Raw genomic sequence first — 23458 nt, forward strand, 5'->3', positions numbered from 1 at the left:
AATCGTCAGACCCGGGGATCAACCTCACGTACTGCTCTGGGATGACCCGACCCTGAGACGACCTAACCCGCTCGATGGACCACGGCGTCGCACATCTCCGCCAGAGCGGCCTTCGCGTACCCCTCGGGCAGCGGCGCCAGCATCGCGCGCGCCTCCTCGGCGTACCGCACGGTGTCCCGGCGGGCCTGCTCCAGGGCGGGGTGGGCGCGCAGCCGGCGCAGGGCCTCCGCGTGCCGCTCGTCGTCGCCGAGGTCGCCGTCGATCAGGGCGACGAGCTCCAGGTCCTCCGGGCGCCCGTGGGCGGCCGCGGCGGCCCTCAGGTGGAGGACGGGGAGGGTGGGGATGCCCTCGCGGAGGTCGGTGCCGGGGGTCTTGCCGGACTCGTGGGAGTCGGAGGCGATGTCGAGGACGTCGTCGGCGAGCTGGAAGGCGACGCCGAGCCGCTCGCCGTACTGGGTGAGGATGTCGACGACGCTCTCGTCGGCGCCGGACATCATGGCGCCGAAGCGGCAGGAGACGGCGACGAGGGAGCCGGTCTTGCCGCCGAGGACGTCGAGGTAGTGCTCGACGGGGTCGCGGCCGTCCGTCGGGCCGGCCGTCTCCAGGATCTGGCCGGTCACGAGCCGCTCGAACGCCTCGGACTGGATGCGTACGGCCTCGGGGCCGAGGTCCGCGAGCGTGTGCGAGGCGCGGGCGAAGAGGAAGTCACCCGTGAGGACGGCGATGGAGTTGCCCCAGCGGGTGTTGGCGCTGTCGACGCCGCGGCGGACGTCGGCCTCGTCCATGACGTCGTCGTGGTAGAGCGTGGCCAGGTGGGTGAGCTCGACGACCACGGCGGAGGGCACGACGCCCGGCGCGTAGGGGTCGCCGAACTGGGCGGCGAGCATCACGAGCAGGGGGCGGAACCGCTTCCCGCCGGCCAGGACGAGGTGCTGGGCCGCCTCCGTGATGAAGGGGACGTCACTCTTGGTGGCGTCCAGGAGGCCCGCCTCCACAGCCGCCAAACCCGCCTGGACATCGGCCTCAAGAGCCTGGTCCCGCACGCTAAGACCGAACGGCCCGACGACGGTCACGAGGGGGTCTCCTGTCTGCTGTCGTCTACTGACGATCACACGGCTTCGGTGCGGTCACACGGATTGTCGATGTGTCGCTCGATTCACTCAAGCCAGCGTATCCGGTCACCTTTCGATCACCGTGGGCGCCTTCCCGTCACCCCCGGTATGTTCGTGATCAGCCGATACGACCAGGATTGCGCAGTTTGCCTCGAACAGTCTCCGCCCATGCGCCGTCGAGAGGGAGCCGCAGGAGCCGCGATGAAGATCCGCACCGACTTCCCGTACGAGACCCGCCACGAGGACGGCCGCATCCCGCTGCCCGACGGCACCCTGCTGTACGCGCGCGTGTGGCGCCCGCTCACCGACGAGCAGGTACCGGCCCTCCTGGAGTACCTGCCGGACCGCCTCACCGACGGGACCGCCCCCCGCGACTGGCAGCGCCACCCCTGGTACGCGGGCCACGGCTACGCCTCCGTACGGGTCGACGTCCGCGGCCACGGCAACAGCGAGGGGCTGCCGGGCGACGCGTACGACGCCGTCGAGCTCGCCGACGGGGTCGCCGTCGTGAACTGGCTCGCCGGGCAGGAGTGGTGCACCGGGAAGGTCGGCATGTTCGGCCTCGGCCGGGGCGGTGTCAGCGCCCTCCAGGTCGCCGCCCTCGCCCCCGGGCCCCTGAAGGCCGTCGTCGCCGTCTGCGCCGCCGACGACCGCTACGACAACGACGTCCACTACATGGGCGGCTCCGTCCTCGGCGCCGGCATGCACGCCCGCGCGGCCGCCGCGCTCGCCTCCGTCGCCCGGCCCCCGGACCCGCGGCACGTGGGCGAGGAGTGGCGCGAGCTGTGGCTGAAGCGCCTGGAGGCCGTCGAGCCGCCCCTCCACACCTGGCTCGCCCACCAGACCCGGGACGCGTACTGGAAGCACGGCAGCGTCCGCGAGGACTACTCCGCCGTCCGGGCCGCCGTCCTCGCCGTCGGCGGCTGGCACGACCCGTACCGCGACACCGTCCTGCGGCTCGCCCGGCACCTCCCCCAGGACCGGGTGCGGGCGGTCCTCGGCCCCTGGTGCCACCAGTACCCCGACCGCGGGCTGCCGCCGGGGCCGGCGATCGGCTTCCTCCAGGAGACCCTGCGCTGGTGGGACCACCACCTCAAGGACGCCGAGAACGACGTGATGGCCGAGCCGCTGCTGCGCTCCTGGATCAGCGACTCGCACCCGCCGGCACCCGCGTACGCGGAGCTGCCCGGCCGCTGGGTCGCCGACCCCGCCTGGCCCTCCCCGCACGTCACGCCCGTCACGTACGGCCTCCAGGGCGCCCCGGTCGTCGTCGACTCGCCGCAGCGGACCGGGCTGGACGCGGGCCGCTTCCTGCCCTCCGGCCACGACGCGGACCTGCCGCCCGACCAGCGCGACGAGGACGCCCGCTCGGCCTGCTTCGACTTCCCCGTGCCCGAGGACGGCGGCCCCGTCGAGATCCTGGGCCGGCCCTCCGTGAGCCTCGCCCTGCGGACGACCGCCCCCACCGGACAGGTCATCGCCCGGCTCTGCGACGTCGCCCCGGACGGCTCCTCCACCCTCGTCACCCGGGGCGCCCTCAACCTCTCCGCCCGCTATGGCCGCGACCGGGCCGTGGAGGCGCAGATCGGCGAGACGGAGAGCCTCGTCTTCGAGCTGAACGGCATCGGGCACGCCTTCGCGCCCGGCCACCGGGTGCGGCTCGCCGTCTCCTCCACGTACTGGCCGTGGATCTGGCCCCAGCCCGACGCCGCCGGCTTCACCCTCGACCCGGCGGGCTCGAACCTCACCCTGCCCGTACGCGCCCCCACCCAGGACACCGTGGAGTGGGCGGAGCCCGAGCAGTCCGAGCCCCTCGGGGTCGTCCACCCGCACGTCCTGGACCTGGAGGAGCCGCGCCCGGAGCGGGTCGTCGTCCGGGACGTGGCCAAGGGCGAGTGGCGTCTGGAGGTCGACCCGAGCCCGGGCGGCACGCGCGTGTACCCGGACGGCCTGGAGTGCACCGAGGACGCCGTGGAGACGTACGTGATCGACGAGAGCGGCCCGCTGTCCGCCCGTACCCGCTCGGAGTGGACCGTCCGGCTGCACCGGCCCGAGCCGGCCTGGGACGTCACGATCGACACCCGCTCGCAGATCTCCTGCGACGCGGACGCCTTCCTCACCGAGAACGAGCTGGTGTGCAAGGAGGGCGGCGAGGTCGTCTTCCACCGCACCTGGGAAAAGAGGATCCCCCGTACGGCGGGCTGACTTCACGCCGTACGGGGGACCGATCAGGGGTTACGCCTGCGCGCCGGCCTTGCGGCGGCGGGCGACGACCAGCGCGCCGGCACCGAGGGCGACGGCCCCGGCGGCGGCGTACCCGAGCGGCAGGGTCTCGTTCGCGCCGGTGGCGGCGAGGGTGCCGTTCACGGGGGTGTTGGACCGACCTCCCTGCTGGGTGGTGTTCGTGTTGCCGCCGGTGGTGACGGTCGGCGCCGGGGTGGGCGTGTCCGTCGGCTTCGGCTTCGGCTTGTCGCCCTTGTCGGCGGCGAGGATGTCGAAGTTCAGGTCCTTGAAGTCGACGCCGCCGCTGCAGGAGCCGTCGCTGTCCTCGTACTCCGCGTAGCCGAAGAGGGCGCCCTTGCCGGCAGTGGCCTTGGCGTCGACCGTGAGGCGCAGCTTCACGTCGTACGAGGCGCCCTCGGTGAGGTCGCCGACCTCGATGGAGTCGAACTTCTCGGTGATCGGCGTCCACTCCAGGACGTCGGCGGAGGACCACTCGACGGGGATGAGGAGCTTGGAGAAGTCCGTCTCGTCGTCGATCACGTCGCCGGGCTCGGGGAGCCGCGCGGCGTTCGCGAAGGCCTTGACGAGGTTCAGCGTGTGGTCGGAGGTGTTGGTGACGCGCATCGAGAAGACCGCGGGCTCACCGGCGGTGACCTTCTTCGGGCCGCTCACCGCGACCTTGAGGGAGGGATCCTCCGTGCACTCCTCGCCCATGTCCTCGTAGAAGGCGAGCTCTTCCTTGGCGGCGTCGAGCTTCTCCTGGGCGGCGGCCTTCACCTTCTGGGCGAGACCGATCACGCGGGAGGCGGCGACCCTGGCGTCGTCGAAGGCGGTGTCGGCCTTCGTCAGCTTGTCGTCGGCGTCCTTCTTCGCGGTGGCGGCCTCGTCGGCGGCCGTCTGCGCGGCGGTGACGGCGGCGGCGGCGTCCGCCTTCTCCTTCTCCGTGGCGTCAGGCCGGTCCTTCACGGCCTGCTCGTCCTGCTTCGCCTTGGCGAGCGCCTCGTCGGCGGCGGTCTTCGCGGCGGCGGCGGCGTCGGCGGCCTTCTTGGCCTCGTTGACGGCGGCCCGGAGGGGGTGGTCGTCCTTGTCGAGGGCCTTCAGGTCGGCCATGGCCTTGTCGAGCTCGACGACGGCCTCGTCGTACGCCTTCTGCGCCTCGGCGACGGCGGCCCTGAGCTCCTCGATCGAGGGCATGTCCTCGTCGGGGTCGTCCTCGTGGGTGGCGGGCTTCTGCGTCGACGTGGGCGACGGCTTGGTGTCGGCGAACGCCGGGGCGGCCGAGAGGAAGACGACCGGGGTGGTCACGGCGGCGGCCACGGCCGTCGCCAGAATGCGGCGGATCTTCACGTTGTGGACCTTTTCCTGGTCAGAGAGAAAGACTCCGAAGAACGGTGGCGGGCGCGCGCCTGCGGCTACCTCACGCGGCGCGGCACCCGGCATGATCGTATGACCGGAAGGGGCCCCCGTGGAGCCGGGTTTCCGGAGCTCGCGGGGGCTTTCTGAACCTGTTCAGGTCACAAACCGTGCAAGTGCGGGCAGTTGCCCACGGAGGCCGCGCTTTCTGTGTGATCCATGTCATCCGCGCCCGGCGGCCCGCCCCGTAACGTGTCCCCCACACACGTGGAAAGCGAGGCACGCACCGATGTCCGAGCACAGCCCGCTCGATCTGGCCGAGGGCGATCCCTTCGGCCCGCACAACCTCCCGTACGGCGTCTTCTCCACCGCCGACGAGCCCGGGCGGCGCCGGCTCGGCGTCCGCATCGGCGGGCACGTCCTGGACGCGGGTGCCGCGGCGCACGCGCTGGGCTCCCCGTACGCGACGCTGCTCGCGCAGCCGAGCCTCAACCCGCTGCTCGCGGCCGGGCGGACCGCCTGGCGCGACGTCCGCCGGGCGCTGACCGCCTGGGTGACGGTGCCCGCGCACCGGGCGGACATCGAGCCGCTCCTCCACCCGCTGGACGCGGTGACGCTGCACCTGCCGTACGAGGTCGCGGACTACGTCGACTTCTACGCGAGCGAGCACCACGCGACGAACGTGGGCCGCATCTTCCGCCCGGACGGCGACGCGCTCACCCCCAACTGGAAGCACCTGCCGATCGGTTACCACGGTCGCGCGGGCACGGTCGTGGTCTCCGGCACCGATGTCGTACGCCCCTCCGGGCAGCGCAAGGCCCCGACGGACCCGGCCCCGGTCTTCGGCCCGTCGATCAAGCTGGACATCGAGGCGGAGGTCGGCTTCCTCGTCGGCACGCCCTCGGAGCTGGGCAAGCCGGTCCCGCTGGCCGACTTCCGGGAGCACGTCTTCGGTCTGACGCTGCTCAACGACTGGTCGGCGCGGGACATCCAGGCCTGGGAGTACGTGCCGCTCGGCCCGTTCCTCGGCAAGTCGTTCCAGACCTCGGTATCGGCGTGGGTGACGCCCCTGGAGGCCCTGGACGCGGCCCGGACCGCCCCGCCGGCCCGGGACTTCCCGCTCCTCCCCTACCTGGACGACGCGGCCGAGGAGGAGCAGGGCGGCTTCGACCTGCGGATCTCGGTGGAGATCAACGGCGAGGTCGTGGCCGAGCCGCCGTTCTCCTCCATGTACTGGACGGCGGCCCAGCAGCTCGCCCACATGACGGTGAACGGCGCCTCGCTCCGCACGGGCGACCTGTACGGCTCCGGCACGGTCTCCGGGCCCGAGGTGGACCAGCGCGGCTCGCTCCTGGAGCTCACCTGGAACGGCCGCGACGCCCTCGAACTGGCGGGCGGCAAGCGGACGTTCCTGGAGGACGGCGACGAGGTCGTCCTCACGGCCTGGGCGCCGGGCCCGGACGGCACCCGGGTGACCCTGGGCGAGGTCCGGGGCCGGATCGTCCCGTCGGCCTAGGCGACGCGCCAGAGGGCGGGGACGTTCGGCGGCTCCCAGCCGGTCTGGGCCGTGTGCGCCTGGAGGCACACATAGCCCGGACCGCCGTAGGTGACGGCGTCCCCGGCCCGGTAGGCGGTCCCGACGGCCCAGGTCCCGCCCGGGGCCCCGGTGGACGTCGGGGTGGGCGTGGGGCCGGGGTCCTGCGGCACGTTCAGGACGAAGTCGAAGGCGGCCTCCTTGGCGGCGCCGACGTCCCGGACGGTCATGAGGAGCCGGGCGTCGAAGATCGAGTCGGTGTTGTTGCGGGGCTCGCCCGGGAAGTACAGCTGCGTGGTGAGCACGGGCCGCCCCGGCGCCTGGAGCTTCACGTGGATGTGGCGGGTCCGCCCGGGATACAGCCCCGGGACGATCGTCGTCAGCTTGAAGGCCCCGCTCGCATCGGTGAACTGGTGCCCCCGGAACCGGAATCCGGTGTTGTCGTACGCGCCGTTGACGTCGGCCTGCCAGAAGTCGAGCAGGACGCCCGATATCGGCCGGCAGGCGAGCCCGAAGACGTAACCGCTGACGGTGAGCCGGGTCCCGGTGGTGCCGGCCTCCAGAAGGCTGGTCCTGAGCGGGGAGTCGGGCTTGAAGTACGGCCCCTCCATCTGCTCCGGGGTGGGGGTGTCGCCGTCGTCGCACTCCGGGGTGAGCGCGGGCGCGGCGGTCCCGTCGGTGAGGGTGCGGGCGAGCGCCGGGACGCCCATGAGGGCGACGGGCGCGGCCATCCCGGCCGCGAGTGCGGCGCGCAGCACGGTCTTGCGGGTGAGGTGTCCGGCGGCGGTCTCGTTGTCCATGCCTGCTCCTGTGTGGGGGGCCTGGGGGGATGACAACGAACCTAGGCGGCCGGGCTTCCGTCCTCGATGGACGGACCACGGAGGTCGTGGTGTTTTCGGAAGTCCCCGGGGCTGCGCCCCGTCTCCCGCCGGAAGAAGCGGCAGAAGTACGCGGGATCGGCGAAACCGACCCGCGCCGCGACCTGTCGCACCGACAACTCGGTGCTGAAGAGCAGTCGTTGGGCCTCCCTGGTGCGCGCCTCGCGCAGGAGCGCGGCGGGGGTGCGGCCGGTGGCGGCCCGGACGGCTTCGGCGAGATGGCCGGGGCTGACGCCGAGCCGCACGGCACACTCCCGTACGGAGAGACCGCCGACCCCGGCCCACCCGGCGAGCCGCAGGAACTCCCCGGCGACCCCTTGCGGGGGTGCGGGCCGGGCCGGGGCTCCGGGCAGCCGCGCGGCCCGGACGAGAAGCACGTGCAGCAGGGACCGCAGCACCCCGGCGAACCCGTCGGCCCCGCACCGGTACTCCTCGGCGAGTTCGGCCATCAACGACGAGGTCCGCTCGTGAGCGGCGCCGTCGAGCCCCACCCAGGGCCGCTCGCCGAGCCTCCGTAACAGCCCCTCGTCACCGCCCCCGCCCACGAGGAACTCGGGCGTGAAGAGCACGAGCGACCCCTCCAGCCCGCGCACGCCCTCCCAGTGGTGCACCTGCCCGGGCAGGATCACCCCGAGCTGCGGCGGCCGCACCTCGTACCGCTCCAGATCGAGCACGTGCACGCCGCTCCCGCCGACGACGTGCACGATCTCGTAGAAGGTGTGCCGGTGCGGGAAGGCGGCCCGGGACATCGGTCCCATGGCATCGAACCCGCCGGCGGCGAAGGGCACTTGCCCGGGCAGCGACAGCTCCAGTCGGTGCACGGGCGGCTCCCCCTCCCGAGAAGCCGCACAGGGACCCCCCGCCAAGACCGTGGTACCGCGCATCGCCCGCCTCCCCGACTGGTACAGACCATTCGAGCGTCCACGATGCCACGGCCCCCGGCCCCTGTCAGGAACGCGAAGGGCCCGGCTCGCCCCCGAGCCGGGCCCTCGCGCGCGCCGTCCGGGTTACCGGACGAACGTGCTCGCCTGGGTCGCCAGGTCCAGGAAGTACTGCGGGGCGAGGCCGAGGACCAGGGTGACCGCGACGCCCGCCGTGATCGTGATGCTCGTCAGGGGCGAGGGCACGGCGACCGTGGGGCCGTCCGCCTTCGGCTCGCTGAAGAACATCAGGACGATGACGCGGATGTAGAAGAACGCGGCGATCGCCGAGGAGATCACACCGACCACCACGAGCGCGCCCGCGCCGCCGTCCGCCGCCGCCTTGAAGACCGCGAACTTCCCGGAGAAGCCGGAGGTCAGCGGAATGCCGGCGAAGGCGAGCAGGAAGACCGCGAAGACCGCCGCGACGAGCGGCGAACGGCGGCCGAGTCCGGCCCACTTGGACAGGTGGGTGGCCTCGCCGCCCGCGTCCCGGACCAGGGTGACGACGGCGAACGCGCCGATCGTCACGAAGGAGTAGGCGCCCAGGTAGAACAGGACGGACGAGATGCCCGACGGCGTCGCCGCGATGACGCCCGCGAGCAGGAAGCCCGCGTGCGCGATCGACGAGTACGCCAGGAGCCGCTTGATGTCGGTCTGGGTGATGGCGACGATCGCGCCGCCCAGCATCGTGACGATGGCGACGCCCCACATGACCGGGCGCCAGTCCCAGGTGAGGCCCGGGAGCACCACGTACAGCAGGCGGAGCAGCGCGCCGAACGCGGCGACCTTGGTCGCGGCGGCCATGAAGCCGGTGACCGGGGTCGGGGCGCCCTGGTAGACGTCCGGGGTCCACATGTGGAACGGCACGGCGCCGATCTTGAAGAGGAGCCCCATGAGGACCATCGCGAAGCCGATGAGCAGCAGCGCGTCGTTGCCCATGGTGTCGGCGAGCGCCGGGTCGACGGCTCCGATCGAGCCGTCGACGACCCGGGCGATCGTGGCGTACGAGACGGAGCCCGCGTAGCCGTACAGCAGGGCGATCCCGAAGAGCAGGAACGCCGAGGAGAAGGCGCCGAGCAGGAAGTACTTGACGGCCGCCTCCTGCGACATCAGCCGCTTGCGGCGGGCGACGGCGCAGAGCAGGTACAGCGGGAGGGAGAAGACCTCCAGGGCGACGAACAGCGTCAGGAGGTCGTTGGCGGCCGGGAAGACCAGCATGCCGGAGATCGCGAAGAGCGCGAGCGGGAAGACCTCCGTCGTGGTGAACCCGGCCTTGACCGCGGCCCTCTCCTGCTCGCTGCCGGGGACGGCCGCGGCCTCGGCGGCGAAGGAGTCGACCTTGTGGCCGTGGTCGGCCGGGTCGAGCCTGCGCTCGGCGAAGGTGAACACCGCCACGAGGGAGGCGAGGAGAATGGTGCCCTGGAGGAACAGGGCGGGCCCGTCGACGGCGATGGCGCCCATGGCCGCGATGTGGGCCTTGGTGGAGCCGTAACCGCCCGCCGCCAGGCCGACGATGGCGGCGAAGGCGGCGACGAGCGCGAGGACCGACAGGAACACCTGGCTGTGGTAGCGGGCCTTGCGGGGCACGAAGGCCTCGACGAGGACGCTGACGAGCGCGGCGCCGAGCACGATGAGCACGGGCGAGAGCTGCGTGTACTCGATGTGGGGTGCCGGGATCTTGTCCAGCGGCTCGGCAGCTGTCGTCCACAAGCTGTGGACAGCCATGGAACTCACTTGGCCGCCTCCACGTTCTGAATCTGGGGCTGGGGGTCCTTCTGCTGGACGTCCGACATGGTGTGCTGCACGGCCGGGTTGACGACGTCCGTCAGCGGCTTCGGGAAGACCCCGAGGAAGATCAGGACGGCGATCAGCGGGGCGACCACGGCCAGCTCGCGCGCCCGCAGGTCGGGCAGCGCCCGCACCTCCTCCTTCACCGGCCCCGTCATCGTCCGCTGGTACAGGACGAGGGTGTAGAGCGCGGCGAGGACGATGCCGGTGGTGGCGATGACACCGGCCACCGGATACCGGGCGTACGCGCCGACCAGGACCAGGAACTCGCTGACGAACGGGGCGAGTCCGGGCAGCGACAGGGTCGCGAGGCCGCCGATCAGGAACGTGCCGGCGAGCACCGGGGCGACCTTCTGCACACCGCCGTAGTCGGCGATGAGCCGCGAGCCGCGCCGGGAGATCAGGAAGCCGGCGACGAGCATGAGCGCGGCCGTCGAGATGCCGTGGTTGACCATGTAGAGCGTGGCGCCGGACTGGCCCTGGCTGGTCATCGCGAAGATGCCCAGGATGATGAAGCCGAAGTGCGAGATCGACGCGTAGGCGACCAGGCGCTTGATGTCCCGCTGGCCGACGGCGACCAGCGCGCCGTAGACGATGCTGATGAGGGCGAGGACGACGATCGCGGGGGTGGCCCACTTGCTGGCCTCGGGGAAGAGCCCGAGGCAGAAGCGGAGCATCGCGAAGGTGCCGACCTTGTCGACGACGGCGGTGATGAGGACGGCGACCGGGGCGGTGGACTCCCCCATCGCGTTCGGCAGCCAGGTGTGCAGCGGCCAGAGCGGCGCCTTCACCGCGAAGGCGAAGAAGAAGCCGAGGAAGAGCAGCCGCTCCGTGTTGGTCGCCATGTCGAGCGAGCCGTTGGCCCGGGCCTCGGCGATCTCGGTGAGCGAGAAGTTCCCCGCGACCACGTAGAGCCCGATGACCGCGGCCAGCATGATCAGGCCGCCGACGAGGTTGTAGAGGAGGAACTTGACCGCCGCGTACGAGCGCTGGGCCGCCGCGTTCTCGTCGGAGCCGCTGTGCGCGCGGTCGCCGAAGCCGCCGATGAGGAAGTACATCGGGATGAGCATGGCTTCGAACAGGATGTAGAAGAGGAAGACGTCGGTGGCCTCGAAGGAGAGGATCACCATCGCCTCGACCATCAGGATCAGGGCGAAGAAGCCCTGCGTCGGCCGCCACCGCTTGGAGGAGGTCTCCAGCGGGTCGGCGTCGTGCCAGCCGGCGAGGACGATGAACGGGATCAGCAGGGCGGTCAGCCCGATGAGCGCGACCCCGATGCCGTCCACGCCGAGTTCGTACCGGACGCCGAAGTCCTTGATCCAGGCGTGCGACTCGGTCAGCTGGTACCGGGGGCCGCCGGGCTCGAACTGCGCCCAGACGACGCCGGCGAGCACGAGCGTGGCGAGCGAGACGAGCAGCGCCAGCCACTTGGCGCCGGTGCGGCGGGCGGCCGGCACGGCGGCGGTGAGCACGGCGCCCACCGCGGGCACCGCCGCCGTCACCGTAAGGAGCGGGAAGGACATGGTTACACCGCCCTCATCAGCAGGGTCGCGGCGATCAGCACCGCCGTACCTCCGAACATGGAGACCGCGTACGTGCGGGCGTAGCCGTTCTGGAGCTTGCGCAGCCGGCCGGAGAGTCCGCCGACGGCGGCCGCGGTGCCGTTGACGACGCCGTCGACCAGGCTGTGGTCGACGTACACCAGGGAGCGCGTCAGGTGCGTGCCGCCGGTGACGAAGACGGCGTGGTTGAAGTCGTCCTGGAGCAGGTCGCGACGGGCCGCCCGGGTGAGGAGCGAGCCGCGCGGGGCGACCACCGGGACGGGCCGGCGGCCGTACTGGACGTACGCGAGGCCGACGCCGAGCACCATGACGGCGATGGTGGCGGTGGTGACGGCGGCGGCGCTGATCGGCGAGTGGCCGTGCGCGAAGCCGGTGACCGGCTCCAGCCACTCGACGAAGCCGGAGAACTCGAAGAGGGCGCCCGCGGCGACCGAGCCGACGGCGAGCAGGACCATGGGGATGACCATGGACCTGGGCGACTCGTGCGGGTGCGGGGGCCGGCCGTTCTCGTCGTCCTGCCAGCGCTTCTCGCCGAAGAAGGTCATCAGCATCACGCGGGTCATGTAGTACGCGGTGATGGCCGCGCCGATCAGGGTGACCGTGCCGAGGATCCAGCCCTCGGTGCCGCCCTTGGCGAAGGCAGCCTCGATGATCTTGTCCTTGGAGAAGAAGCCGGACAGGCCGGGGAAGCCGATGATCGCGAGGTAGCCGAGGCCGAAGGTGATGAAGGTGACCGGCATGTACTTCCGCAGGCCGCCGTACCTCCGCATGTCGACCTCGTCGTTCATGCCGTGCATGACCGAACCGGCGCCGAGGAAGAGACCGGCCTTGAAGAAGCCGTGCGTCACCAGGTGCATGATCGCGAAGACGTAGCCGATGGGGCCGAGGCCGGCCGCCAGGATCATGTATCCGATCTGCGACATCGTCGAGCCGGCGAGGGCCTTCTTGATGTCGTCCTTCGCGCAACCGACGATCGCACCGAAGAGGAGCGTGACGGCGCCGACCACGGTGACGACGAGCTGGGCGTCCGGCGCCGCGTTGAAGATGTCGGCGGAGCGGACGATCAGGTAGACACCGGCGGTCACCATCGTGGCCGCGTGGATGAGGGCCGAGACCGGGGTCGGGCCCTCCATCGCGTCCCCGAGCCAGGACTGCAGCGGCACCTGGGCCGACTTGCCGCAGGCGGCGAGGAGCAGCATCAGGCCGATCGCGGTCAGCTTGCCCTCGGAGGCCTCGCCGGTCGCCGCGAGCACCGGACCGAAGGTGAAGGTCCCGAAGGTGGTGAACATGATCATGATGGCGATCGACAGGCCCATGTCGCCGACACGGTTGACGATGAACGCCTTCTTCGCGGCGGTGGCCGCGCTGGGCTTGTGCTGCCAGAAGCCGATCAGGAGGTACGAGGCGAGGCCGACGCCCTCCCAGCCGAAGTACAGCAGCAGGTAGTTGTCGGCGAGGACGAGCAGGAGCATCGCCGCGACGAACAGGTTGAGGTAGCCGAAGAAGCGGCGGCGGCGCTCGTCGTGCTCCATGTATCCGATGGAGTAGACGTGGATGAGTGTGCCGACGCCGGTGATCAGCAGGACGAAGGTCATCGACAGCTGGTCGAGCTGGAAGGCCATGTCCGCCTGGAAGCCCTCGACGGGGATCCAGGTGTAGAGCGTCTGGTGCAGGGCCCGGTCGTCGGCGCTCTTGCCGAGCATGTCGGCGAAGAGCACCAGGCCGATCACGAAGGAGACGGCCGCGAGCAGCGTCCCGAGCCAGTGGCCGGACTTGTCGAGCCGCCGACCGCCCAGGAGCAGCACCGCCGCGCCGAGCAGGGGCGCCCCGATGAGCAGCGCAATGAGATTTTCCACGGTCAGCCCCTCACAGCTTCATCAGGCTGGCGTCGTCGACCGAGGCCGAGTGGCGGGCACGGAAGACGGACACGATGATCGCGAGCCCGACGACGACCTCCGCGGCGGCGACGACCATCGTGAAGAAGGCGATGACCTGTCCGTCGAGGTTGCCGTGCATGCGGGAGAAGGTGACGAACGCGAGGTTGCAGGCGTTGAGCATGAGCTCGACGCACATGAAGACGACGATCGCGTTGCGCCGGATCAGCACCCCCACCGCACCGATGGTGAACAACAGGGCGGCGAGGTACAGGTAGTTGACGGGGTTCACCGGGAGGCCTCCTCTTCGCGGCCCAGGCGCTCGGCCGAGCGCTGCTCCAGGGCCTTGAGGTCCGAGAGCGCCTCGTTCGACACGTCCCGGATCTGGCCCCGCTTGCGGAGGGTCTGCATGACGGTGAGCTCCGCCGGGGTCCCGTCGGGCAGGAGACCGGCAATGTCCACGGCGTTGTGCCGGGCGTAGACGCCGGGTGCCGGCAGCGGCGGGACGTGCTTGCCCTCGCGCACGCGCTGCTCGGAGAGCTCGCGCTGGGTGCGGGCCCGCTCGGTCCGCTCCCGGTGGGTGAGCACCATCGCGCCGACGGCCGCCGTGATCAGCAGCGCGCCGGTGATCTCGAAGGCGAAGACGTACTTGGTGAAGATGAGGGCGGCGAGGCCCTCCACGTTCCCGCCGTGCGCGCTGTTGGCCGTGCCGAGTCCGGCGAAGTCCTTCAGCGAGGCGTTCCCGATGCCGGCCGCGAGCAGGATGCCGAAGCCGAGGCCGCAGGCGGCGGCCAGCCAGCGCTGGCCCTTGATGGTCTCCTTCAGCGAGTCCGCGGCGGTGACGCCGACCAGCATGACGACGAAGAGGAAGAGCATCATGATCGCGCCGGTGTAGACGACGATCTGGACGACGCCGAGGAAGTACGCGCCGTTGGCGAGGTAGAAGACCGCCAGGACGATCATGGTCCCGGCGAGGGAGAGCGCCGAGTGCACGGCCTTCTTCATCAGGACCGTGGACAGCGCGCCGAGGACGGCGACGGTGCCGAGCACCCAGAACTGGAAGGCCTCACCGGTCGAGGTCGTGTAGGCAGCGAGGTTCGCGCTCATGCGTCCGCCCCCTCCGGCTCGCCCTTCTCCCCCTTGGACACGGCGACCTGACGGACGGTGCCGGGCGCGGCGCCGGTGACGAGGCCCCGGTAGTAGTCCTGCTCGGTCATGCCCGGGAAGATCGCGTGCGGCGTGTCGACCATCTCCTCCTCGAGACCCGCGAGGAGCTGCTCCTTGGTGTAGATCAGTGCCTCGCGGGAGGAGTCGGCCAGTTCGAACTCGTTCGTCATCGTCAGCGCGCGCGTGGGGCACGCCTCGATGCACAGTCCGCAGAGGATGCAGCGGGCGTAGTTGATCTGGTAGACGCGGCCGTACCGCTCGCCCGGCGAGTAGCGCTCCTCGTCCGTGTTGTCCGCGCCCTCCACGTAGATGGCGTCGGCGGGACAGGCCCAGGCGCACAGCTCGCAGCCGACGCACTTCTCCAGACCGTCGGGGTGACGGTTGAGCTGGTGCCGGCCGTGGAAGCGGGGCGCCGTCGTCTTCTGCTGCTCCGGGTACTGCTCGGTCAGCCGCTTCTTGAACATGGCCTTGAAGGTCACGCCGAAGCCGGCCACCGGATTCTGGAAATCAGACACCGTCCGTCCCCCTTTCGTCACTCTCGGTAGCAGTATCGGGGCCGCCACTGACAACGAGGTCCCGCTCGTGGCGAGGCCTGCGCCGCGGCACGGGCGGCAGGGACTGTCCGGGCTTGGGCGGTACGGGGAAGCCGCCCGCCATCGGGTCGAAGGACGGCTCCTCGGCGGGCCGGGCCGCGGCCTCCTTCGCCTTCCGGTCGCGGAACGCGTCGAACAGGAAGGAGAGGAGGAGCAGGGCGAGGACGCCGCCGGCCACGTACAGCACGATGTTGGAGAAGGCGATGTTCTCGTTGCGCAGCGCGCGGACGGTGGCGACCAGCATCAGCCAGACCACGGCGACCGGGATGAGGACCTTCCAGCCGAGCTTCATCAGCTGGTCGTAGCGGACGCGGGGCAGGGTGCCGCGGAGCCAGATGAAGAAGAACAGCAGCAGCTGCACCTTGATGACGAACCAGAGCATCGGCCACCAGCCGTGGTTCGCGCCCTCCCAGAACGTGGAGATCGGGTACGGGGCCCGCCAGCCGCCCAGGAAGAGGGTCACCGACACGGCCGAGACCGTCACCATGTTCACGTACTCGGCGAGCATGAACATCGCGAACTTGATGGACGAGTACTCGGTGTTGAAGCCGCCGACGAGGTCGCCCTCGGACTCCGGCATGTCGAACGGGGCGCGGTTCGTCTCGCCGACCATCGTGACGATGTAGATGATGAACGAGACCGGCAGCAGGATCACGAACCAGCGGTCCGCCTGCGCCTCGACGATCTTCGAGGTCGACATCGACCCGGAGTAGAGGAAGACGGAGGCGAAGGCCGCGCCCATGGCGATCTCGTACGAGATCATCTGCGCGCAGGACCGCAGGCCGCCGAGCAGCGGGTACGTGGAGCCCGAGGACCAGCCGGCGAGGACGATGCCGTAGATGCCGACGGAGGCGACCGCGAGGACGTACAGCATCGCGATCGGCAGGTCGGTCAGCTGCATCGCCGTCCGGTGCCCGAAGATCGAGACCTGGTCGTCGGCCGGGCCGAACGGGATCACGGCGATCGCCATGAACGCGGGGATCGCGGCGATGATCGGGGCGAGGACGTAGACGACCTTGTCGGCCTTCTTGACGATCACGTCCTCCTTGAGCATCAGCTTGACGCCGTCCGCGAGGGACTGGAGGAGACCCCAGGGGCCGTGCCGGTTGGGGCCGATGCGCAGCTGCATCCAGGCGACGACCTTGCGCTCCCACACGATGGAGAAGAGCACGGTGACCATCAGGAAGGCGAAGCAGAAGACGGCCTTGACGAGCACGAGCCACCAGGGGTCCGTGCCGAACATGGACAGGTCCTCTGCCGCCAGGACGTTCGGGGTCATGCCTGCACCTCCTGCGGGGTCGCCGGGCCGATGCGGACCAGGTCGCCGGGGTGGGCGCCCGTGTCGGAGAGGACGCCTCGGCCCGTGGAGTTCAGGGGGAGCCAGACGACCCGGTCGGGCATGTCGGTGACCTGGAGCGGGAAGGCGACGGAGCCCGTGGGGCCGGTCACCTCCAGGACGTCGCCGTCCTTGACGCCGGTGTCGGCGGCGGTGGCGGCGGAGAGCCGGGCGACCGCCGCGTGCCGCGTGCCGGCGAGGGCGGTGTCGCCCTCCTGGAGCCGGCCGAGGTCGAGCAGGAGGCGGTGTCCGGCGAGGACGGCCTCGCCGTCGCCGGGCCGGGGCGCCGGCTGCGCGGGCGAGCTGGGCTCGGTGGCCCGCTCCTCGGTCCAGCCGCCGAGCCGGTCCAGCTCCCGGCGGGCCGACCGCAGGTCGGGCAGGCCGAGGTGGACGTCGAGGGCGTCGGCCAGCATGTGCAGGACGCGGGCGTCGCTCGGGGCGAGCGGCCTCGTCATCTGCTCGGGCTTGAGCGCGGCCTCGAAGAGCCGGGCCCTGCCCTCCCAGTTGAGGAAGGTGCCGGACTTCTCGGCGACGGCCGCGACCGGCAGGATCACGTCGGCGCGCTCGGTGACCTCGCCGGGCCGCAGCTCCAGGGAGACCACGAACGCCGTGTCGAGGGCCTCGCGCGCGCGTGCCGGGTCCGGCAGGTCGGCGACCTCGACGCCGGCGACGAGCAGCGCGGCGAGCTCTCCGCCGGCCGCGGCCTCCACGATCTGGCCGGTGTCGCGGCCGTAGCGGTGCGGGAGTTCGCGGACGCCCCAGGCGGCGGCGACCTCCTCACGCGCGCGGGGATCGGTCGCGGGCCGCCCGCCGGGCAGCAGCGCGGGGAGCGCCCCCGCCTCGACGGCGCCGCGCTCGCCGGCGCGGCGCGGGATCCACACGAGGCGGGCGCCGGTGGCGGCCGAGGCGCGCAGGGCGGCGGTGAGCGCGCCGGGCACGCCCGCGAGCCGCTCGCCGACGGCGAGGACGGCGCCGTCCTGGCGGAGGGCCTCGGCCGCGTCGGCGCCTTCGCCGGCGAGGCCGACGCGGGAGGTGAGGGCGTCGAGCCAATCGGTCTCGGTGCCGGGCGCGGCGGGCAGCAGCGTGCCGCCGGCCTTCGTCAGGCCCCGGGTCGCGAACGAGGCGATGGCGTACGTCTTCTGGCCGCGCTTGCGCCAGGCCTTGCGGAGCCGCAGGAAGACGCCGGGGGCCTCCTCCTCGGACTCCAGGCCGACCAGGAGCACGGCCGGGGCGGCTTCGAGCGAGGTGTACGTGACACCCGAGCCGTCCAGGTCGCGTCCGCGCCCGGCGACGGTGGAGGCCAGGAAGTCGGCCTCCTCGCCGGAGTGGATCCGGGCCCGGAAGTCGATGTCGTTGGTGTCGAGGGCGACCCGCGCGAACTTGGCGTACGCGTAGGAGTCCTCGACGGTGAGGCGCCCGCCGGTCAGGACGCCGGTCCGGCCGCGGACGAGCCCGTTGGCCGCGGCCTCCAGGGCCTCGGGCCAGGACGCCGCCTCCAGCTCACCGGTGTCGGGGTTCCGGACGAGCGGCGTGGTCAGCCGGTCGCGCTGCTGGGCGTACCGGAAGCCGAAGCGGCCCTTGTCGCAGATCCACTCCTCGTTGACCTCCGGGTCCTCGGCGGCGAGCCGCCGCATGACCTTGCCGCGCCGGTGGTCGGTGCGGGTGGCGCAGCCGCCGGCGCAGTGCTCGCAGACGGACGGCGAGGAGACCAGGTCGAAGGGGCGGGAGCGGAAGCGGTAGGCGGCCGAGGTGAGGGCGCCGACGGGGCAGATCTGGATGGTGTTGCCGGAGAAGTACGACTCGAAGGGGTCGCCCTCGCCGGTGCCGACCTGCTGGAGCGCGCCGCGCTCGATGAGCTCGATCATCGGGTCGCCCGCGACCTGGTTGGAGAAGCGGGTGCAGCGGGCGCACAGGACGCACCGCTCGCGGTCGAGCAGCACCTGGGTGGAGATCGCGACCGGCTTCTCGTACGTCCGCTTGACGCCCTCGAAGCGGGACTCGGCCTGTCCGTGGGACATGGCCTGGTTCTGCAGGGGGCACTCGCCGCCCTTGTCGCAGACGGGGCAGTCGAGGGGGTGGTTGATGAGCAGCAGCTCCATCACCCCGTGCTGGGCCTTCTCGGCGACGGGGCTGGTGAGCTGCGACCTGACGACCATGCCGTCGGTGCAGGTGATGGTGCAGGAGGCCATCGGCTTGCGCTGGCCCTCGACCTCGACGATGCACTGGCGGCAGGCGCCGGCGGGGTCGAGGAGGGGGTGGTCGCAGAAGCGCGGGATCTCGATGCCGAGCTGTTCGGCGGCGCGGATGACCAGCGTCCCCTTGGGGACGGAGATCTCGGCGCCGTCGATGGTCAGCGTGACCAGGTCCTCGGGCGGTACGGCCGGGCTGCCGCCTCCGCTGGGGGTGTTCGCGATGACGGTCATGCGGTCACCTCCTTGTGGTTGTCCGCCCAGGCGGTCGATTTGGCCGGGTCGAAGGGGCAGCCCTTGCCCGTGATGTGCTGCTCGTACTCCTCGCGGAAGTACTTCAGCGAGGAGAAGATCGGCGAGGCGGCGCCGTCGCCGAGGGCGCAGAACGACTTGCCGTTGATGTTGTCGGCGATGTCGTTGAGCTTGTCGAGGTCGGACATGACGCCCTTGCCGGCCTCGATGTCGCGGAGCAGCTGGACGAGCCAGTACGTGCCCTCGCGGCAGGGCGTGCACTTGCCGCAGGACTCGTGGGCGTAGAACTCGGTCCAGCGGGTGACGGCCCGGACGACGCAGGTGGTCTCGTCGAAGCACTGGAGCGCCTTGGTGCCGAGCATCGATCCGGCGGCGCCGACGCCCTCGTAGTCGAGGGGCACGTCGAGGTGCTCGTCGGTGAACATCGGGGTGGAGGAGCCGCCGGGCGTCCAGAACTTGAGCCGGTGGCCGGGCCGCATGCCGCCGCTCATGTCGAGGAGCTGGCGCAGGGTGATGCCGAGGGGGGCCTCGTACTGGCCGGGCGAGGCGACGTGCCCGCTGAGCGAGTAGAGGGTGAAGCCGGGGGACTTCTCCGTCCCCATGGACGTGAACCAGTCCTTGCCCTTGTTCAGGATCGCGGGAACCGACGCGATGGATTCGACGTTGTTCACCACGGTGGGGCAGGCGTACAGACCGGCGACCGCGGGGAAGGGCGGGCGCAGCCGGGGCTGGCCGCGGCGCCCTTCGAGCGAGTCGAGCAGCGCGGTCTCCTCACCGCAGATGTACGCGCCGGCGCCGGCGTGGACGGTGAGGTCGAGGTCGAGTCCGCGGCCGAGGATGTTCGTGCCGAGGTAGCCGGCGGCGTAGGCCTCGCGGACGGCCTCGTGGAGGCGGCGGAGGACGGGGACGACCTCGCCGCGCAGGTAGATGAAGGCGTGGTTCGAGCGGATCGCGTAGCAGGCGATCACGATGCCCTCGATGAGGGAGTGCGGGTTGGCGAAGAGGAGGGGGATGTCCTTGCAGGTGCCGGGCTCGGACTCGTCGGCGTTGACGACGAGGTAGTGCGGCTTGCCGTCGCCCTGCGGGATGAACTGCCACTTCATGCCGGTGGGGAAGCCGGCGCCGCCGCGTCCGCGGAGGCCGGATTCCTTGACGTACGCGATGAGGTCGTCGGGGCTCATCGCGAGGGCCTTCTTGAGGCCCTGGTAGCCCTCGTGTCGCTCGTAGGTCTCCAGGGTCCAGGAGTCGGGCTGGTCCCAGAAGGCCGACAGGACGGGCGCCAGGAGCTTCTCGGGGCTGCTGTTGTTGATCTCGGCGGCCAAGGTCATCACTCCCCCTCCTGTCCGGAGGTCTCACCACGCGGGTGGACGATTCGGTGCTGCGGCTTCTCGCCCTTGGCCAGGCGCAGGCCCACGAGGGAGGCGGGGCCGGCGCCGCCGGTGGCCTCGACGGCGCCGGGGCGCTCGTCGGGGAAGCCGGCGAGGATGCGGGCGGTCTCCTTGAAGGTGCAGAGCGGGGCGCCGCGGGTGGGTTCGACGGTGCGTCCGGCGCGGAGGTCGTCGACCATCTTCTTGGCGGACTCGGGCGTCTGGTTGTCGAAGAACTCCCAGTTGACCATCACGACGGGCGCGAAGTCGCAGGCCGCGTTGCACTCGATGTGTTCGAGGGTGATCTTGCCGTCCTCGGTGGTCTCGTCGTTCCCGACGCCGAGATGGGCCTTCAGCTCCTCGAAGATGGCGTCGCCGCCCATGACCGCGCACAGCGTGTTCGTGCAGACGCCGACCTGGTAGTCGCCGGAGGGCTTGCGCCGGTACATCGTGTAGAAGGTGGCGACGGCGGTGACCTCGGCGGTGGTCAGGCCGAGGGTCTCGGCGCAGAACGCCATGCCGGTGCGGGTCACGTGGCCCTCCTCCGACTGCACGAGGTGCAGCATCGGCAGGAGCGCGGAGCGGGAGTCCGGGTAGCGGTCGATGATCGCCTTCGCGTCCTCCGCCAGGCGGGCGTGGACGTCCGCCGGGTACGGGGGCGCGGGGAGCTTGGGCATCCCCAGGCTGACGTTGTCGGTCATCGGTCGACGCCTCCCATCACGGGGTCGATGGAGGCGACGGCGACGATGACGTCGGCGACCTGGCCGCCCTCGCACATCGCGGCCATGGCCTGGAGGTTGGTGAAGGACGGGTCGCGGAAGTGGACCCGGTACGGGCGGGTGCCGCCGTCCGAGACCACGTGCACGCCGAGCTCGCCCTTGGGGGACTCGACGGCCGCGTAGGCCTGCCCGGCGGGGACCCGGAAGCCCTCGGTGACCAGCTTGAAGTGGTGGATCAGGGCCTCCATGGAGGTGCCCATGATCTTCGCGATGTGGTCCATGGAGTTGCCGAGGCCGTCGGTGCCCAGGGCGAGCTGCGCGGGCCAGGCGATCTTCTTGTCGCCGACCATGACCGGTCCCGGCGCCAGGCGGTCGAGGCACTGCTCGACGATCCGCAGGGACTGCCGCATCTCCTCCAGGCGGACGAGGAAGCGTCCGTAGGAGTCGCAGGTGTCGGCGGTCGGGACGTCGAACTCGTAGTTCTCGTAGCCGCAGTACGGGTCGGTCTTGCGCAGGTCGTGCGGGAGGCCCGCCGACCGGAGGATCGGTCCGGTCGCGCCGAGGGCCATGCAGCCGGTGAGGTCGAGGTAGCCGACGTCCTGCATGCGGGCCTTGAAGATCGGGTTGCCGGTGGCGAGCTTGTCGTACTCCGGCAGGTTCTTCTTCATGGTCTTCACGAACTCGCGCACGGCGTCGACGGCGCCGGGCGGCAGGTCCTGGGCGAGGCCGCCGGGGCGGATGAACGCGTGGTTCATGCGCAGGCCGGTGATCAGCTCGTACAGGTCCAGGATCATCTCGCGGTCCCGGAAGCCGTAGATCATGATCGTGGTGGCGCCGAGCTCCATGCCGCCGGTGGCGATGCACACCAGGTGCGAGGAGAGCCGGTTGAGCTCCATGAGCATGACCCGGATGACGCTGGCGCGGTCCGGGATCTGCTCGGTGATGCCGAGGAGCTTCTCCACGCCGAGGCAGTACGCCGTCTCGTTGTAGAACGAGGTGAGGTAGTCCATGCGCGTGACGAAGGTGGTGCCCTGCGTCCAGGTCCGGTACTCGAGGTTCTTCTCGATGCCGGTGTGGAGGTAGCCGATGCCGCAGCGGGCCTCGGTGACGGTCTCGCCGTCGATCTCCAGGATCAGGCGGAGCACGCCGTGGGTGGACGGGTGCTGGGGGCCCATGTTGACGATGATGCGCTCGTCGTCGGCCTTCGCGGCGGACTGGACGACCTCTTCCCAGTCGCCGCCGGTCACCGTGTAGACGGCGCCCTCTGTGGTCTCTCGCGGAGACGCGTGTTCGGTGGACATCAGCTGTACGACCTCCGCTGGTCCGGAGCCGGGATCTGGGCGCCCTTGTACTCGATGGCGATGCCGCCGAGGGGGTAGTCCTTGCGCTGCGGGTGGCCCTGCCAGTCGTCCGGCATCATGATCCGGGTGAGGGCGGGGTGGCCGTCGAAGACGATGCCGAAGAAGTCGTACGTCTCGCGCTCGTGCCAGTCGTTCGTCGGGTAGACGGCGACGAGGGACGGGATGCGCGGCTCGGCGTCCGGGGCCGAGACCTCCAGGCGGATCAGCCGGCCGTGGGTGATCGAGCGCAGGTGGTAGACGGCGTGCAGCTCGCGGCCCTTGTCGCCCGGGTAGTGGACGCCGGAGACGCCCGTGCAGAGCTCGAAGCGGAGCGCCGGGTCGTCGCGCAGGGTGCGGGCCACGCGGACGAGGTGCTCGCGCTCGATGTGGAAGGTGAGCTCGCCGCGGTCGACGACCGTCTTCTCGATGGCGTTCTCGGGCAGGAGGCCCTGCTCCTCCAGAGCGCCCTCCAGCTCGTCGGCGACCTCGTCGAACCAGCCGCCGTAGGGGCGGGCGGCGGGGCCGGGGAGCCGGACGGAGCGGACGAGGCCGCCGTAGCCGGAGGTGTCGCCGCCGTTGTTGGCGCCGAACATGCCGCGCTGGACGCGGACCTCCTCGCCGTGGTCCCCGCGCTGGCCGGGCAGGTTCTGCCCGCTCAGCTCCTTCTCGGGGTTCGGGGTTTCGTCACTCAACGGAGCAGACCCTTCAACTCGATCGTCGGCAGCGCCTTGAGCGCCGCCTCCTCCGCCTCGCGGGCCGCCTCCTCGGCGTTCACGCCGAGCTTGGAGGACTGGATCTTCTGGTGGAGCTTGAGGATCGCGTCCAGGAGCATCTCCGGACGCGGCGGGCAACCGGGCAGGTAGATGTCGACCGGCACGATGTGGTCGACGCCCTGCACGATCGCGTAGTTGTTGAACATGCCGCCCGAGGAGGCGCAGACGCCCATGGAGATGACCCACTTGGGGCTGGGCATCTGGTCGTAGACCTGCCTCAGGACGGGCGCCATCTTCTGGCTGACCCGGCCGGCCACGATCATCAGGTCGGCCTGGCGCGGCGAGCCGCGGAAGACCTCCATGCCGAAGCGGGCCAGGTCGTACCGGCCGGCTCCGGTGGTCATCATCTCGATGGCGCAGCAGGCGAGGCCGAAGGTCGCGGGGAACACGGACGCCTTGCGCACCCAGCCCGCGGCCTGTTCGACCGTCGTCAGCAGAAAGCCGCTCGGGAGTTTCTCTTCGAGTCCCATAGGTG

General features: G+C 71.1%; 19 protein-coding genes. 2 read left to right on the forward strand and 17 right to left on the reverse strand.

Going from position 1 to position 23458, the window contains the following annotated elements:
* Positions 1–62 precede the first annotated feature (62 nt).
* Positions 63–1073 (reverse strand): polyprenyl synthetase family protein, encoded by a 1011-nt coding sequence (locus GGE06_RS23085; RefSeq protein ID WP_116159430.1) that lies wholly within the window; start codon positions 1071–1073, stop codon positions 63–65.
* Between the two features lie 240 nt (positions 1074–1313).
* On the opposite strand from GGE06_RS23085, the gene GGE06_RS23090 reads away from it, so the two are divergent.
* A complete protein-coding gene (locus tag GGE06_RS23090) occupies positions 1314–3317 on the forward strand; it encodes a CocE/NonD family hydrolase (protein WP_184931579.1) in 2004 nt (667 codons plus the stop codon).
* A 30-nt stretch (positions 3318–3347) separates the two neighbouring features.
* Here GGE06_RS23090 and GGE06_RS23095 read toward each other — a convergent pair whose 3' ends face one another.
* Entirely contained in the window at positions 3348–4682 is a 1335-nt protein-coding gene (locus tag GGE06_RS23095; RefSeq protein WP_184931580.1) for a COG1361 family protein, read from the reverse strand.
* Positions 4683–4977: 295 nt separating this feature from the next.
* Between GGE06_RS23095 and fahA the strand changes: the two genes are divergently transcribed.
* Complete coding sequence (gene fahA, locus GGE06_RS23100; RefSeq protein ID WP_116159433.1) at positions 4978–6204, forward strand: fumarylacetoacetase; 1227 nt, start codon at positions 4978–4980, stop codon at positions 6202–6204.
* Here fahA and GGE06_RS23105 read toward each other — a convergent pair.
* The 15 genes from GGE06_RS23105 to GGE06_RS23175 all read right to left on the reverse strand — a co-directional run bounded on the left by GGE06_RS23105 (position 6201) and on the right by GGE06_RS23175 (position 23453).
* A complete protein-coding gene (locus tag GGE06_RS23105) occupies positions 6201–7022 on the reverse strand; it encodes a dioxygenase family protein (protein WP_184931581.1) in 822 nt (273 codons plus the stop codon). The two genes, fahA and GGE06_RS23105, sit on opposite strands and share 4 nt — an antisense overlap.
* A gap of 41 nt (positions 7023–7063) precedes the next feature.
* Entirely contained in the window at positions 7064–7984 is a 921-nt protein-coding gene (locus GGE06_RS23110; protein ID WP_184931582.1) for a helix-turn-helix transcriptional regulator, read from the reverse strand.
* 123 nt (positions 7985–8107) lie between these two features.
* Positions 8108–9757, reverse strand: coding sequence for an NADH-quinone oxidoreductase subunit NuoN (nuoN, locus tag GGE06_RS23115; protein WP_184931583.1), 1650 nt, complete (start codon positions 9755–9757; stop codon positions 8108–8110).
* Positions 9754–11334, reverse strand: a complete 1581-nt coding sequence (locus tag GGE06_RS23120) for an NADH-quinone oxidoreductase subunit M (protein WP_116159437.1) — start codon at positions 11332–11334, stop codon at positions 9754–9756. The genes nuoN and GGE06_RS23120 overlap by 4 nt, the downstream gene beginning before the upstream one ends.
* A gap of 2 nt (positions 11335–11336) precedes the next feature.
* Entirely contained in the window at positions 11337–13229 is a 1893-nt protein-coding gene (nuoL, locus tag GGE06_RS23125) for an NADH-quinone oxidoreductase subunit L (RefSeq protein ID WP_116159438.1), read from the reverse strand.
* Positions 13230–13239: 10 nt separating this feature from the next.
* Positions 13240–13539 carry an NADH-quinone oxidoreductase subunit NuoK gene (gene nuoK, locus GGE06_RS23130; protein ID WP_055599014.1) on the reverse strand — a complete coding sequence of 100 codons (300 nt, stop codon included), beginning with the start codon at positions 13537–13539 and terminating at the stop codon, positions 13240–13242.
* Positions 13536–14354 carry an NADH-quinone oxidoreductase subunit J gene (locus GGE06_RS23135; protein ID WP_116159439.1) on the reverse strand — a complete coding sequence of 273 codons (819 nt, stop codon included), beginning with the start codon at positions 14352–14354 and terminating at the stop codon, positions 13536–13538. Before GGE06_RS23135 ends, nuoK begins: the two co-directional genes overlap by 4 nt.
* Positions 14351–14929: an NADH-quinone oxidoreductase subunit NuoI gene (gene nuoI, locus GGE06_RS23140; RefSeq protein WP_181924546.1), complete on the reverse strand. Its 579-nt coding sequence runs from the start codon at positions 14927–14929 to the stop codon at positions 14351–14353. Before nuoI ends, GGE06_RS23135 begins: the two co-directional genes overlap by 4 nt.
* Positions 14922–16286: an NADH-quinone oxidoreductase subunit NuoH gene (nuoH, locus tag GGE06_RS23145; protein ID WP_116159441.1), complete on the reverse strand. Its 1365-nt coding sequence runs from the start codon at positions 16284–16286 to the stop codon at positions 14922–14924. The genes nuoI and nuoH overlap by 8 nt, the downstream gene beginning before the upstream one ends.
* Complete coding sequence (locus GGE06_RS23150) at positions 16283–18766, reverse strand: NADH-quinone oxidoreductase subunit G (protein ID WP_184931584.1); 2484 nt, start codon at positions 18764–18766, stop codon at positions 16283–16285. The genes nuoH and GGE06_RS23150 overlap by 4 nt, the downstream gene beginning before the upstream one ends.
* Entirely contained in the window at positions 18763–20115 is a 1353-nt protein-coding gene (gene nuoF, locus GGE06_RS23155) for an NADH-quinone oxidoreductase subunit NuoF (RefSeq protein WP_181924547.1), read from the reverse strand. The genes GGE06_RS23150 and nuoF overlap by 4 nt, the downstream gene beginning before the upstream one ends.
* Complete coding sequence (nuoE, locus tag GGE06_RS23160) at positions 20112–20852, reverse strand: NADH-quinone oxidoreductase subunit NuoE (RefSeq protein WP_116159444.1); 741 nt, start codon at positions 20850–20852, stop codon at positions 20112–20114. Before nuoE ends, nuoF begins: the two co-directional genes overlap by 4 nt.
* On the reverse strand, positions 20849–22171 hold the full coding sequence (locus GGE06_RS23165) for an NADH-quinone oxidoreductase subunit D (RefSeq protein ID WP_116159445.1): 1323 nt from the start codon (positions 22169–22171) through the stop codon (positions 20849–20851). The genes nuoE and GGE06_RS23165 overlap by 4 nt, the downstream gene beginning before the upstream one ends.
* Positions 22171–22902 (reverse strand): NADH-quinone oxidoreductase subunit C, encoded by a 732-nt coding sequence (locus tag GGE06_RS23170; RefSeq protein WP_116159446.1) that lies wholly within the window; start codon positions 22900–22902, stop codon positions 22171–22173. The genes GGE06_RS23165 and GGE06_RS23170 overlap by 1 nt, the downstream gene beginning before the upstream one ends.
* Positions 22899–23453, reverse strand: coding sequence for a NuoB/complex I 20 kDa subunit family protein (locus tag GGE06_RS23175; protein ID WP_116159447.1), 555 nt, complete (start codon positions 23451–23453; stop codon positions 22899–22901). Before GGE06_RS23175 ends, GGE06_RS23170 begins: the two co-directional genes overlap by 4 nt.
* Positions 23454–23458: the final 5 nt, after the last annotated feature.

This window comes from Streptomyces nymphaeiformis, assembly GCF_014203895.1.
Taxonomy (GTDB): Bacteria; Actinomycetota; Actinomycetes; order Streptomycetales; family Streptomycetaceae; genus Streptomyces; species Streptomyces nymphaeiformis.

What these genes read in the sequence shown, in the direction of transcription:
- GGE06_RS23110 (WP_184931582.1), bottom strand. Translation starts at nt 7,984, where the DNA reads ATGCGCGGTACCACGGTCTTGGCGGGGGGTCCCTGTGCGGCTTCTCGG.
- GGE06_RS23090 (WP_184931579.1), top strand. Translation starts at nt 1,314, where the DNA reads ATGAAGATCCGCACCGACTTCCCGTACGAGACCCGCCACGAGGACGGC.
- GGE06_RS23105 (WP_184931581.1), bottom strand. Translation starts at nt 7,022, where the DNA reads ATGGACAACGAGACCGCCGCCGGACACCTCACCCGCAAGACCGTGCTG.
- GGE06_RS23150 (WP_184931584.1), bottom strand. Translation starts at nt 18,766, where the DNA reads ATGACCGTCATCGCGAACACCCCCAGCGGAGGCGGCAGCCCGGCCGTA.
- GGE06_RS23175 (WP_116159447.1), bottom strand. Translation starts at nt 23,453, where the DNA reads ATGGGACTCGAAGAGAAACTCCCGAGCGGCTTTCTGCTGACGACGGTC.
- fahA (WP_116159433.1), top strand. Translation starts at nt 4,978, where the DNA reads ATGTCCGAGCACAGCCCGCTCGATCTGGCCGAGGGCGATCCCTTCGGC.
- GGE06_RS23120 (WP_116159437.1), bottom strand. Translation starts at nt 11,334, where the DNA reads ATGTCCTTCCCGCTCCTTACGGTGACGGCGGCGGTGCCCGCGGTGGGC.
- nuoH (WP_116159441.1), bottom strand. Translation starts at nt 16,286, where the DNA reads ATGACCCCGAACGTCCTGGCGGCAGAGGACCTGTCCATGTTCGGCACG.
- GGE06_RS23135 (WP_116159439.1), bottom strand. Translation starts at nt 14,354, where the DNA reads ATGAGCGCGAACCTCGCTGCCTACACGACCTCGACCGGTGAGGCCTTC.
- GGE06_RS23165 (WP_116159445.1), bottom strand. Translation starts at nt 22,171, where the DNA reads ATGTCCACCGAACACGCGTCTCCGCGAGAGACCACAGAGGGCGCCGTC.
- nuoE (WP_116159444.1), bottom strand. Translation starts at nt 20,852, where the DNA reads ATGACCGACAACGTCAGCCTGGGGATGCCCAAGCTCCCCGCGCCCCCG.